Annotated in this window: 11 protein-coding genes; 10 read left to right on the top strand and 1 reads right to left on the bottom strand. The window is 71.8% G+C overall.

Going from position 1 to position 12497, the window contains the following annotated elements:
* The first annotated feature begins 15 nt into the window (after positions 1 to 15).
* The 3 genes from OG534_RS10355 to ftsH all read left to right on the top strand — a co-directional run bounded on the left by OG534_RS10355 (position 16) and on the right by ftsH (position 6337).
* Positions 16 to 2442: a [protein-PII] uridylyltransferase gene (locus OG534_RS10355; protein WP_326587799.1), complete on the top strand. Its 2427-nt coding sequence runs from the start codon at positions 16 to 18 to the stop codon at positions 2440 to 2442.
* A gap of 240 nt (positions 2443 to 2682) precedes the next feature.
* Entirely contained in the window at positions 2683 to 4257 is a 1575-nt protein-coding gene (ffh, locus tag OG534_RS10350) for a signal recognition particle protein (RefSeq protein ID WP_326587798.1), read from the top strand.
* 106 nt (positions 4258 to 4363) lie between these two features.
* Positions 4364 to 6337, top strand: coding sequence for an ATP-dependent zinc metalloprotease FtsH (gene ftsH, locus OG534_RS10345; protein ID WP_326587797.1), 1974 nt, complete (start codon positions 4364 to 4366; stop codon positions 6335 to 6337).
* A 16-nt stretch (positions 6338 to 6353) separates the two neighbouring features.
* Here the strand turns inward: ftsH and OG534_RS10340 are convergent, their stop codons facing one another.
* A complete protein-coding gene (locus tag OG534_RS10340; protein ID WP_326587796.1) occupies positions 6354 to 7076 on the bottom strand; it encodes a methyltransferase type 11 in 723 nt (240 codons plus the stop codon).
* A gap of 131 nt (positions 7077 to 7207) precedes the next feature.
* Between OG534_RS10340 and proS the strand changes: the two genes are divergently transcribed.
* From proS to rplS, 7 genes are all read left to right on the top strand, one after another.
* A complete protein-coding gene (gene proS, locus OG534_RS10335; protein ID WP_326587795.1) occupies positions 7208 to 8620 on the top strand; it encodes a proline--tRNA ligase in 1413 nt (470 codons plus the stop codon).
* Positions 8621 to 8819: 199 nt separating this feature from the next.
* On the top strand, positions 8820 to 9416 hold the full coding sequence (locus tag OG534_RS10330) for a hypothetical protein (RefSeq protein WP_326587794.1): 597 nt from the start codon (positions 8820 to 8822) through the stop codon (positions 9414 to 9416).
* A 372-nt stretch (positions 9417 to 9788) separates the two neighbouring features.
* On the top strand, positions 9789 to 10226 hold the full coding sequence (gene rpsP, locus OG534_RS10325; protein ID WP_008737511.1) for a 30S ribosomal protein S16: 438 nt from the start codon (positions 9789 to 9791) through the stop codon (positions 10224 to 10226).
* Positions 10227 to 10228: 2 nt separating this feature from the next.
* Entirely contained in the window at positions 10229 to 10468 is a 240-nt protein-coding gene (locus OG534_RS10320) for an RNA-binding protein (protein WP_030011889.1), read from the top strand.
* Positions 10469 to 10593: 125 nt separating this feature from the next.
* Positions 10594 to 11154, top strand: coding sequence for a ribosome maturation factor RimM (rimM, locus tag OG534_RS10315; protein WP_326587793.1), 561 nt, complete (start codon positions 10594 to 10596; stop codon positions 11152 to 11154).
* Positions 11154 to 11975: a tRNA (guanosine(37)-N1)-methyltransferase TrmD gene (gene trmD / locus OG534_RS10310; RefSeq protein WP_326587792.1), complete on the top strand. Its 822-nt coding sequence runs from the start codon at positions 11154 to 11156 to the stop codon at positions 11973 to 11975. Before rimM ends, trmD begins: the two co-directional genes overlap by 1 nt.
* Before the next feature lie 133 nt (positions 11976 to 12108).
* Positions 12109 to 12459: a 50S ribosomal protein L19 gene (rplS, locus tag OG534_RS10305; RefSeq protein ID WP_030823745.1), complete on the top strand. Its 351-nt coding sequence runs from the start codon at positions 12109 to 12111 to the stop codon at positions 12457 to 12459.
* Positions 12460 to 12497: the final 38 nt, after the last annotated feature.

Raw genomic sequence — 12497 nt, 5'->3', positions numbered from 1 at the left:
GACGGGAGATCCCGGGTGACGAGCGTCGAAGAGAATGCGGACCACACGGCCGACTCGGGACCCAGCGGATACGCCGCGGCCCGGCTGCGACTCCTCCAGGAGGAGTCGCGGTCCGGGCCGTCGCGGCGTTCCGCCCTGGCCGGGCTGACCGACGAATGGCTGAACGCCCTGTTCACGACCGCCGCACGGGAGACCGGCGTCCGCGGCGCCACCCTGGTGGCCGTCGGCGGCTACGGGAGGGCCGAACTCTCCCCGCGCAGCGACCTCGACCTGGTGCTGCTGCACGACGGCAAGGCGGAGCCGCGGGCGCTGAGCGCGCTGGCCGACCGCGTCTGGTACCCGGTCTGGGACCTCGGCCTGGCCCTCGACCACTCGGTACGGACCCCCGGCGAGGCCCGCAAGACCGCCTCCGAGGACCTCAAGGTGCACCTCGGGCTGCTGGACGCCCGGACCGTCGCCGGCGACGCCGGACTCCTCGCCGGCCTGCGGACCTCCGTACTGGCCGACTGGCGCAACCAGGCGGCCAAACGCCTCCCGCAGCTGCACTCCCTGTGCCGTGAGCGGGCCGAGCGGGCCGGGGAGCTCCGCTTCCTGCTCGAACCCGACCTCAAGGAGGCCCGCGGCGGGCTCCGGGACGCCACCGCGCTGCGGGCCGTCGCCGCGTCCTGGCTGGCCGACGCCCCGCGCGAGGGCCTCGCCGAGGCACGGCGGCGGCTCTTGGACGCGCGCGACGCCCTGCACCTGGTGACCGGCCGGGCCACCGACCGGCTCTCGCTCCAGGAACAGGACCAGGTCGCGGCGCAGCTCGGGCTCCTCGACGCGGACGCGCTGCTGCGCGAGGTGTACGAGGCCGCGCGGGTCGTCGCGTACGCCGGTGACGTGACCTGGCGGGAGGTCGGGCGGGTGCTGCGGGCGCGCGCCGCCCGGCCCCGGCTGCGCGGGCTGCTGGGCACCCGGGGCACCCCGGCGGCGGCGCGGGCGCCACTGGCCGAAGGGGTGGTGGAATCCGACGGCGAGGCCGTACTGGCCCTGGCCGCCCGCCCGGACCGCGACGCCGTACTGCCGCTGCGCTTCGCCGCGGCCGCCGCGCAGACGGGCCTGCCCGTGTCGCCGCACGCCGTACGCCGGCTCGCGCAGCAGGGGAAGGCCCTGCCGGTGCCCTGGCCGGCCGAGGCCCGCGAGCAGCTGCTCACCCTCCTGGGAGCGGGGGAGCCGACGGTCGCCGTGTGGGAGGCCATGGAGGCGGAAGGCCTGATCACGAGGCTGCTCCCGGACTGGGAGCGGGTGCACTGCCGCCCGCAGCGCAATCCCGTCCACACCTGGACGGTGGACCGGCACCTGATCGAGACGGCGGTGCGCGCCTCGGCCCTCACCCGCCGGGTCGGCCGCCCCGACCTGCTGCTGATGGCCGCGCTGCTGCACGACATCGGCAAGGGCTGGCCGGGCGACCACTCGGTGGCCGGCGAGACCATCGCGCGCGACGTCGCCGCACGGGTCGGCTTCGACGCGCAGGACGTCGACGTACTGGGGGCGCTCGTACGGCACCACCTGCTGCTGATCGACACCGCGACCCGGCGCGACCTGGACGACCCGGCGACGGTCCGTTCCGTCGCCGACGCCGTGGGGTCGGTGGGCACGCTGGAGATACTGCACGCCCTGACCGAGGCGGACGCCCTGGCCACCGGCCCGGCGGCGTGGAGCGCCTGGCGGGGATCCCTCGTGACGGACCTCGTCACGCGGGTCGCCGCCGTCCTGCGGGGCACGGCCCCGGCGGCGCGGGAACCGGAGATCCCGACCACGGAATCGGAACGCCTGGCGGTGGAGGCCCTGCGCACAGGGGAGCCGGTGCTGGCGCTCCACACCCGCCAGGAGGAGGACGCGGTCGGCGTGGAACTCGTCGTGGCGGTCCCCGACCAGCCGGGGGTCCTCCCGGCGGTGGCCGGGGTGCTGGCCCTGCACCGGCTCACCGTACGGGCGGCTGACCTGCGCTCGGTGGAGCTCCCGGACCAGCTCGGCGAGGTCCTCGTGCTGCGGTGGCGGGTGGCGGCGGAGTACGGCGCGCTGCCGCAGGGCGCCCGGCTCCGCTCCGACCTGGTCCGCGCCCTGGACGGCTCGCTGGACGTCCCGGCGAAGCTGGCGGACCGCGAGGCGGCGTATCCGCGGCGGCGCGGGGTGGTCCCGCCGCCGCCCCGGGTGACGGTGGTCCCGGACGTCTCCTCGCTGGCCACGGTCCTGGAGGTGCGCGCTCCGGACGCGGTGGGACTGCTGCACCGCATCGGGCGCGCGCTGGAGTCCGGCGGCGTCCGGGTCCGCAGCGCGCACGTCTCGACGCTCGGCGCGAACGCGGTGGACACGCTCTACGTGACCACCACGGACGGCAAACCCCTGGACCCCCACGCCGCATCCACCCTGGCAACCTGGATCCAGACGACCCTGTCCTGACTTCCGTGCCACAAACGCCGGCGGGATCCGGCCCCTCCGGCGTTTGAGGCGCGGGGTGCGGGGCGGAGCCCCGGTCTTTGAGGCGCGGTGGGCAGTCGGCACGTGCCGAATCCGGCCCCTCCGGCGTGTGAGACGCGGGTCCGGGCAGAGCCGGGACCGCCCGCCGGGTCCACCACGCGGCGAGGGCCGATACCCTGGGGGACGACCACACCGCCCCCGACCCGAGGAATCGCGACCACCGTGTTCGATACGCTCTCCGACCGCTTGGCGAATACCTTCAAGGGCCTGCGCGGCAAAGGCCGGCTGTCCGAGGCTGACATCGACGCAGCGGCCCGGGAAATCCGTATCGCCCTCCTCGAGGCCGACGTCGCCCTCCCGGTCGTCCGCTCCTTCATCGCGAACGTCAAGGAACGTGCCCGCGGCGAAGAGGTCAGCAAGGCCCTGAACCCGGGCCAGCAGGTCCTGAAGATCGTCAACGACGAGCTCGTCACCATCCTCGGCGGCGAGACCCGGCGGCTGCGCTTCGCCAAGACCGCCCCCACCGTGATCATGCTGGCCGGTCTCCAGGGTGCCGGTAAGACCACCCTCGCCGGAAAGCTCGGCCTGTGGCTGAAGGGGCAGGGCCACGCCCCGCTGCTCGTCGCGTGCGACCTCCAGCGCCCCAACGCCGTCAACCAGCTGAGCGTCGTCGCCGAGCGCGCGGGCGTGGCCGTCTACGCGCCCCAGCCCGGCAACGGCGTCGGCGACCCGGTCCAGGTCGCGAAGGACTCGATCGAGTACGCGCGGACCAAGCAGTACGACATCGTCATCGTCGACACCGCCGGCCGCCTCGGCATCGACTCCGAGCTGATGCAGCAGGCCGCGGACATCCGCGACGCCGTCAGCCCCGACGAGATCCTCTTCGTCGTCGACGCCATGATCGGCCAGGACGCGGTCAACACCGCCGAGGCCTTCCGCGACGGCGTCGGCTTCGACGGCGTCGTGCTCTCCAAGCTCGACGGCGACGCCCGAGGCGGTGCCGCGCTCTCCATCGCGCACGTCACCGGCAAGCAGATCATGTTCGCCTCGAACGGCGAGAAGCTCGACGAGTTCGACGCGTTCCACCCCGACCGCATGGCGGGCCGGATCCTCGACATGGGTGACATGCTCACCCTCATCGAGCAGGCCGAGAAGACCTTCTCGCAGGCCGAGGCCGAGAAGATGGCGGCCAAGCTCGCCAAGGGCCCCAAGGAATTCACGCTCGACGACTTCCTGGCCCAGATGGAGCAGGTCCGCAAGATGGGCTCCATCTCCAAGCTGCTCGGCATGCTGCCCGGCATGGGGCAGATCAAGGACCAGATCAACAACATCGACGAGCGCGACGTCGACCGCACCGCCGCGATCATCAAGTCGATGACCCCGGCCGAGCGCCAGGACCCGACGATCATCAACGGCTCGCGCCGTGCCCGTATCGCCAAGGGTTCCGGCACCGAGGTCAGCGCCGTCAAGGCGCTCGTGGAGCGGTTCTTCGACGCCCGCAAGATGATGTCCCGCATGGCCCAGGGCGGCGGCATGCCCGGAATGCCGGGCATCCCCGGGATGGGCGGCGGCCCCGGCCGGCAGAAGAAGCAGGTCAAGCAGGCCAAGGGCAAGCGCAAGAGCGGCAACCCGATGAAGCGCAAGGAAGAGGAGGCCGCAGCCGCGGCCCGCAGGGAGCAGGGTCCGCAGGCGGTCGAGCCCGCGGCCGCCGGAAACCCCTTCGGTCTTCCGGCGGGCGGCGGCCAGGCCGGCCAGGACTTCGACCTTCCGGACGAGTTCAAGAAGTTCATGAAGTAGTCCGCACGCAGGCGTGCGAGGAGGGCCCCGACCAGGGTGTGACCGACAGGGTCACACGGTCGGGGCCCTCCTGTTTCTGCTGGGGCGATGATCCGTTTTATCCCTTATGGTCGGCCGGGAGGATGGCAGAAGGAGGCGCCCCGTGCCCAGCCCCACCCCCGTACCTCCCCGAGACCGGGCCGACACGCCCTGGCGCTCGGAGGGCGCGCCGCCCACCCCTCCGCCGAAGAAGCGGATGCCGGGCGGCTGGCGGGGGCTGATCCTCGCCGCCCTGATCGTCTACCTGATCGCCAACCTGGTGCTGTCCTTCTTCAACGAGGGGGACGAGCCGACGATCTCGTACACCGAGTTCAGCAAGCAGGTCACCGACGGAAACGTCTCGAAGATCTACTCCAAGGGCGACGCGATCCAGGGCGAGCTGAAGGCCAAGCAGCCGCTGCCCGACGGCGAGAAGGGGGACTACACCAAGTTCGTCACCCAGCGCCCGGCCTTCGCAGACGACGCCCTGTGGGCCAACCTCACCAAGCAGAACGTGAACGTGACGGCCTCCCCGGTCGTCGTGCAGCGCAGCTTCCTCTCCAACCTGCTGCTCGCCCTCGCCCCGATGCTGCTGCTGGTCCTGCTGTGGGTGGTCGTCGCCCGCCGGATGGGCGGCGGGCTGGGCGGCGTGGGAGGGCTGGGCCGCAAGGCGCCGCCCAAGCCGGTGGAACTGCAGGAGGGCGCCCAGCGCACCTCCTTCGCGGACGTGGCCGGCATCGACGAGGTCGCGGGGGAGCTCAACGACGTCGTCGACTTCCTGAAGAACCCGCAGGAGTACCGGAAGATGGGCGCCCGGATGCCCGGCGGGGTCCTGCTGTCCGGCCCGCCCGGCACCGGCAAGACCCTGCTCGCGCGGGCGGTCGCGGGCGAGGCGGGCGTGCCGTTCTTCTCCGCCTCCGCCTCCGAGTTCATCGAGATGATCGTCGGCGTCGGCGCCTCCCGGGTGCGCGAGCTGTTCTCCGAGGCGAGGAAGGTGGCCCCCGCCATCATCTTCATCGACGAGATCGACACCATCGGGCGGGTGCGGGGCGGCGGCGCGGCCATGGGCGGCCACGACGAACGCGAGCAGACCCTGAACCAGATCCTCACCGAGATGGACGGCTTCTCGGGCTCGGAGGGCGTGATCGTCCTGGCCGCCACCAACCGTGCGGACGTGCTGGACCCGGCGCTGACCCGCCCCGGCCGCTTCGACCGCACGGTGGTCGTCTCCCCGCCCGACCGGGGCGGCCGCGAGGCCATTCTGCGCATCCACACCCGCGACATCCCGCTCGCCGAGGACGTCGACCTGGCCCAGGTGGCCCGTACCACCCCCGGCATGACGGGAGCCGAACTCGCCAATCTGGCCAACGAGGCCGCGCTGCTGGCCGTCAAGCGCCAGCAGACGCAGGTCACCCAGTCCGACCTGTCGGACGCGCTGGAGAAGGTCCAGCTCGGCGCCGAACGGTCCCTGGTCATGCCGCTGGAGGAACGCCGCCGTACGGCCTACCACGAGAGCGGCCACGCCCTCCTCGGCATGCTCCAGCCGGGCGCCGACCCCGTACGCAAGATCACGATCGTCCCCCGCGGCCGCGCGCTGGGCGTCACCCTCTCGACGCCGGACGCGGACCGCTACGCGTACACCGAGGAGTACCTCCGGGGCCGCATCATCGGCGCGCTGGGCGGCATGGCGGCCGAGCACATCGTCTACGACGTCATCACCACGGGCGCCGAGAACGACCTCGAACAGGTCACCAACATCGTCCGCGGCATGGTCGGCCGCTGGGGCATGAGCGAGCGCGTCGGCAAGCTCACCGCCATCCCGTCCGACGCGCAGAGCCCCTACGGACTGTCCGCCGCCCCCGCCACCCTCGACGCGGTGGACCACGAGATGCGGCGGATCGTGGACGAGTGTTACGTGGAGGCCTGCCGCCTGCTGCGGGAGCACCGCCCCCAGCTGGACGCCCTGGCGCAGGCCCTCCTCGCCAACGAGACCCTGGACGAGCGGGCCGCCTACGCCGCCGCGGGCATCGCCCGGCTGACGAAGGCGCACGGCGCCGACTGACGGGCGGCCGCCGGCGTCAGGCCACCCGGGCGATCACGTACCGGAAGATGTTCGGCAGCCACACGGCGCCGTCGGACCGCTCGAACGGGTGAAGCGCCTCGGTCAGCTCCTTCTCCGCCAGGGCGGGATCGCCCAGGTCGAAGGGCGCGGCGCCGGCCGCTGCGCCGGAGCCGGTGCTCGCGACGGGATAGAGCCCGGTCGACAGCAGGCCGCGCACCGCGCTGTCCACGTCCGCGTACCCGAACGGGCAGAACACCCGCCCCGACCCGTCCGGTCTGAGTCCGGCCCACTCCACGAGCGCGTCCAGGTCCCGCGGCGCGGGCCCGCCGCCCAGGACCGAGGGCACCGTACAGCGCTCCGCGGGACCCCAGTCGGCCAGCACCACGGCCCCGCCGCGCCGGACCGCCGGCAGGGCCGAGGCCAGGACCTCCGGGTCCGGGGAGAAGGCCAGCAGGGCGTCGTACGGGCGCGGCGCGGACGGCGGGGCCGCCAGCACCTCCAGCAGCCGCTCACGGGCCAGCGCCCGCCGCGCGGGATCCGGCTCCACGCCCGTGGCCACGGCTCCCCGCCCGGCCGCGAGCAGCAGGGCCAGGCCGGCCCCGCAGTCGAGGCCGAGCAGCCGGTCGCCCGGCCCGACCTCCAGCCGGTCGTAGACCGCCTCGTACAGCGGTACCAGCATCCGTTCCTGGATCTCAGCCCAGTCCCGGGCGACGAGCGTCGCCGTCGGCGTCGGTGTCATCGAAAGAGCGCTCCTGATTCCGTGTCGCCCCCTTGCCCCCGTTGCCAGAGAACTCCCCATTCGCCCCCGCGTCCAGAGGAGCGCGCCACCCGATTCACGTATCGCCTGCCGGGCGCCGTACGATTCGCGGCATGGCAAAGGCACCCGTTCTCACCCCGCAGGCGGAGGATTTCCCCCGCTGGTACCAGGATCTGATCAACAAGGCCGAGCTGGCCGACAACGGTCCGGTCCGCGGCACCATGGTCATCCGACCGTACGGCTACGGCCTGTGGGAGCGGATGCAGCAGGAGATGGACGCGCGCATCAAGGACGCGGGCGCCCAGAACGCCTACTTCCCGCTGTTCATCCCGCAGTCGTACCTGACGAGGGAAGCCGAGCACGTCGAGGGCTTCGCCCCCGAGCTCGCGGTCGTCACGCACGGCGGCGGCAAGGAGCTGGAAGAGCCGGTCGTCGTCCGGCCCACCTCCGAGACGATCATCAACGACTACTTCTCCAAGTGGGTCCAGAGCTACCGCGACCTGCCGCTGCTGATCAACCAGTGGGCCAACGTGGTCCGCTGGGAGATGCGCCCGCGCGTGTTCCTCCGTACGAGCGAGTTCCTCTGGCAGGAGGGCCACACCGCCCACGCCACCTACGAGGACGCCCGCGACTACGCCGCCCGCATCCACACGGACGTGTACGGCGACTTCATGACGAACGTGCTCGGCATCGACGTCGTGCTGGGCCGCAAGACCGCCAAGGAGCGCTTCGCCGGCGCCATCAACACCCTCACCCTCGAGGGCATGATGGGCGACGGCAAGGCCCTGCAGCTCGGCACGAGCCACGAGCTCGGCACCAACTTCGCCAAGGCCTTCAACACGCAGTACCTGTCGAAGGAAGGCAAGCAGGAGCTCGTCTGGCAGACCTCGTGGGGCGTCTCGACCCGCATGGTCGGCGGCCTGATCATGTCCCACGGCGACGACAACGGCCTGCGCGTCCCGCCGCGCCTCGCCCACGTCCAGGTCGTCGTCATGGCGATCAAGGGCGACGAGGCCGTGGCCAAGGTCCGCGAGCTGGGCGCCCAGCTGAAGGCCGCCGGGCTGCGCGTACACGTCGACGACCGCGTCGACACCCCCTTCGGCCGCCGCGCCGTGGACTGGGAGCTCAAGGGCGTACCGGTCCGCATCGAGATCGGCCCCCGCGACCTGGAGGCCGGCACCGCGATGCTGGCCCGCCGGATCCCGGGCGGGAAGACCCCCGTGCAGATCGACGCGCTCGCCGACCTGCTGCCCAAGGTGCTCGACGAGGACCAGGCGCAGCTGCTGCGCGAGTCCCGCGAGCGCCGTGAGTCCCGTACGTCCGACGTCTCGACCATCGAGGAGGCCGCCGAGGCCGCCATCGCCGGTGGCTGGGCGCGGATCCCGTGGGCGGACCTCGGTCCGGAGGGCGAGGCGAAGCTGGCCGAGCAGGCCGTCTCCGTGCGCTGCCTGATCGCCGCGGACGGGTCGGTCCCGCAGACGGACGACGCCCCCGGTACCCTCGCGATCGTCGCGCGCTCGTACTGAGCAGCTCTCACGCCCCGGCGCGCGGCCTGTGCCGCACGCCGGGGCTGATGCGTTCCGGTCGTCGTTACGTACCGACTCCTCCTGAGATCGACGCACCCGTCCTCGTCAGGACGCATCAGGCTGAACTGACTGGTACGTGCAAAAAATTTGGAATGGCCCGGAATCGGAACACCCGGGCACCTCGGCTCGTTGTCACGACGTGAGCACGACACCACCTGTTCTCGCCGCAGAGCTGGCGCAGGCGTGGGCCGATATTCAGCGGTACCACCCCGAGCTGCCTGACCTTGCCGCGCCCGAGTCCCTGATCGGAGAGTCGTCGTCCGCCTGTGGCGCCGAGCTCTCCTTCGAGCGACTGCTGCACGAGGCAGTCCACGGCATCGCCGCCGCCCGAGGGGTCCGAGACACCTCGCGCGCTGGCCGCTACCACAACCGCAGATTCCTCGCGATCGCCGAGGAGATGGGGCTGGACCACTCCGAAGAACCGCACGCGAGCAGCGGCTTCTCGCTGGTCACGCTCAATCCCGAGGCGAAGAAGCGCTACCGCCCCACCATGGAGCGGCTGCAGCGCGCACTGAAGGCCCACACGGTCGCCACGGCCGCCGACACCAAGCGCAGCTTCCGCGGACCGGCCGCCCGTCACGGGTCCTCCGGCGGCGGCGTCCGCGTCAAGGCGGTCTGCGACTGCGGGCGCAACGTGCGGGTGGTCCCCTCCGTGCTCGCGCAGGCGCCGATCGTGTGCGGCGGCTGCATGAAGCCCTTCCGGATTCCAGAGGTGGCTATCGCGGCGGCGTCCTGACCCCACCGGGTCGAGTCCCGCAACCACCCCGCGCCCGCCGCCGCCCTGTGTCCGTCCACAGGTGTCACGGGTCACCACCCGCGGCGGGCCGAGCCCAGACGGTGCCACCGCGCCGACGGCAGCCCGTGCAGCGGCACGCCCCCGTACCGGCGCGCGCACGGCCGCTCCGGCGATGAGTCGCGCCCGCTCGCAGGGAGCGGTCCTCCCCGCGCGGCGGCGCCGCAGGCGTATGGCACAATGGCTAGCTGTACTCGACAGTCGCATAGGACCCCTCTCTCCTCCGGCTGACGCGTCCATCGGGCACCCGAGTACCGCAACCCCACGTGGCATCTCATGTGCCCAACCACGTCAAGTTCAGGAGACACCACTCCAGTGGCAGTCAAGATCAAGCTCAAGCGCCTCGGCAAGATTCGCCAGCCGCACTACCGCATCGTCGTCGCCGACGCCCGCACCCGCCGGGATGGTCGCGCGATCGAAGAGATCGGTATCTACCACCCGACGTACAACCCGTCGCGCATCGAGGTCAACGCCGAGCGTGCGCAGTACTGGCTGTCCGTCGGCGCCCAGCCCACCGAGGCTGTGCTCGCCATCCTGAAGCTGACCGGTGACTGGCAGGCCCACAAGGGTCTCCCCGCCCCCGCGCCGCTCCTGCAGCCGGAGACGAAGGAGAGCAAGCGTCGCTCCTTCGACGAGTTCGCCAAGGCCCTCGAGGGCATCGGCGAGGGCAAGGGCGAGGCCATCACGCAGAAGAAGAAGGCCGACAAGAAGGCGGACGAGGCTGAGGCCACCGCCGAGTCGACCGAGGCCTGAGCATGCTCGAGGAGGCTCTTGAGCACCTCGTGAAGGGCATTGTGGACAACCCCGACGAAGTGCAGGTCGCCTCGCGCAACCTGCGCCGCGGGCAGGTGCTCGAGGTCCGGGTTCACCCCGACGACCTCGGCAAGGTGATCGGCCGCAACGGCCGCACCGCACGTGCTCTGCGTACCGTCGTGGGCGCCATCGGCGGCCGGGGGATCCGCGTCGACCTCGTCGACGTGGACCAGGTCCGCTGAGAAGTTGAATCACCGGCACGGGCCGGGGAGGGCGTTCGTCGCCCGCCCCGGCCCGAGTCGTTTCTGCCCGCGGGCAGGAGCCACCATGGATCTGAGCAACCACGCCGCAGCAAGGGAAGAGCACAGTGGAGTTGGTAGTCGCGCGGATCGGCCGCGCCCACGGCATCAAGGGTGAGGTCACCGTCGAGGTGCGCACGGACGAGCCGGAGCTGCGGCTCAGCCCCGGCGCCGTGCTCAAGACGGAGCCCGCGACGGTGGGACCGCTGACGATCGAGACCGGCCGCGTGCACAGCGGGCGGCTCCTGCTCCGCTTCGCGGGCGTCAAGGACCGCAGCGGCGCCGAGTCGCTGCGCAACACCCTCCTGATCGCCGAGGTGGACCCCGCCGAGCTGCCGGAGGAGGAGGACGAGTACTACGACCACCAGCTGATGGACCTGGACGTGGTCCTCGCCGACGGCACCGAGATCGGCCGGATCACCGAGATCTCCCACCTGCCCTCGCAGGACCTCTTCATCGTCGAGCGGCCCGACGGCTCCGAGGTGATGATCCCCTTCGTGGAGGAGATCGTCGCCGAGATCGACCTCGAGGAGCAGCGCTGCGTCATCACCCCGCCGCCCGGGCTGATCGACGAGCGCGAGGCGATCATCGACTCGACCCGTGACGAGGACGCCGGGGACGAGGCCTGATGCGTCTCGACGTCGTCACGATCTTCCCCGAGTACCTGGAGCCGCTGAACGTCTCCCTCGTCGGCAAGGCCCGCGCCCGCGGACAGCTCGACGTGCACGTCCACGACCTGCGGGACTGGACGTACGACCGGCACAACACGGTCGACGACACCCCGTACGGCGGCGGCCCCGGCATGGTCATGAAGACCGACCCGTGGGGGGAGGCCCTGGACGCGGCCCTGGCCGACGGCTACGAGGCGGGCGCGCACGGACCCGTCATGGTCGTCCCCACGCCCAGCGGCCGGCCCTTCACCCAGGAGCTGGCCGTGGAGCTCTCCGAGCGGCCCTGGCTCATCTTCACGCCGGCCCGGTACGAGGGCATCGACCGCCGGGTCATGGACGAGTACGCCACGCGCATGCCGGTGTACGAGGTCTCCATCGGCGACTACGTCCTGGCCGGCGGCGAGGCCGCCGTCCTGGTGGTCACCGAGGCCGTGGCCCGGCTGCTGCCCGGAGTGCTCGGCAACGCCGAATCGCACCGCGACGACTCCTTCGCGCCCGGCGAGATGGCCAACCTGCTGGAGGGGCCCGTCTACACCAAGCCCCCGGTGTGGCGCGGCCGGGACATCCCCGACGTGCTGCTCAGCGGCCACCACGGGAAGATCGCCCGCTGGCGCCGGGACGAGGCCTTCCGCCGGACCGCGCGCAACCGCCCCGATCTGATCGAGCGCTGCGAGGCCTCCGCCTTCGACAAGAAGGACCGGGAGATCCTCTCCATCCTGGGCTGGAAGCCGTCCGCCGACGGCCGATTTTGGTGCAGGCCGCAAGCCGTGGAAGAATAGGCGGCTGCTGTGTGCTCGCGGACGCCCCTGCCACAGGGGGACCGTCGTCCGCCGGGTCCCACGGCAACCGGATTCTCTACGGAAACCCGCACTGGCGACCTGTGGCGTCATGCGAAGAAAGCAGACGAAGAACATGTCTCACCTGCTCGATGGCGTCAACGCCGCCGCGCTCCGCTCGGACGTCCCGGCCTTCCGCCCGGGTGACACGATCAACGTGCACGTCCGCGTGATCGAGGGCAACCGCTCCCGTATCCAGCAGTTCAAGGGCGTCGTCATCCGTCGCCAGGGCGCCGGCGTCTCCGAGACCTTCACGGTCCGCAAGGTCTCCTTCAGCGTCGGCGTGGAGCGTACCTTCCCGGTCCACTCCCCGATCTTTGAGAAGATCGAGCTCGTCACCCGCGGTGACGTGCGCCGTGCCAAGCTGTACTACCTCCGTGAGCTCCGCGGCAAGGCCGCGAAGATCAAGGAGAAGCGCGACAAGTAAGGTCGCCTCCGGGTTCGGGGGGCGGCCGGATAGGCTCG

Source organism: Streptomyces sp. NBC_01294, assembly GCF_035917235.1.
GTDB classification, from domain to species: Bacteria; Actinomycetota; Actinomycetes; order Streptomycetales; family Streptomycetaceae; genus Streptomyces; species Streptomyces caledonius.
The sequence above is the reverse complement of the archived record's forward strand: the minus strand, read 5'-3'. Positions and strand labels throughout refer to the sequence as shown.

Bases quoted from the DNA above. Each gene is read 5' to 3' on its own strand.
- ftsH (WP_326587797.1), top strand. From the start codon at position 4,364: ATGGTCGGCCGGGAGGATGGCAGAAGGAGGCGCCCCGTGCCCAGCCCC.
- OG534_RS10340 (WP_326587796.1), bottom strand. From the start codon at position 7,076: ATGACACCGACGCCGACGGCGACGCTCGTCGCCCGGGACTGGGCTGAG.
- proS (WP_326587795.1), top strand. From the start codon at position 7,208: ATGGCAAAGGCACCCGTTCTCACCCCGCAGGCGGAGGATTTCCCCCGC.
- OG534_RS10320 (WP_030011889.1), top strand. From the start codon at position 10,229: ATGCTCGAGGAGGCTCTTGAGCACCTCGTGAAGGGCATTGTGGACAAC.
- trmD (WP_326587792.1), top strand. From the start codon at position 11,154: ATGCGTCTCGACGTCGTCACGATCTTCCCCGAGTACCTGGAGCCGCTG.
- rplS (WP_030823745.1), top strand. From the start codon at position 12,109: ATGTCTCACCTGCTCGATGGCGTCAACGCCGCCGCGCTCCGCTCGGAC.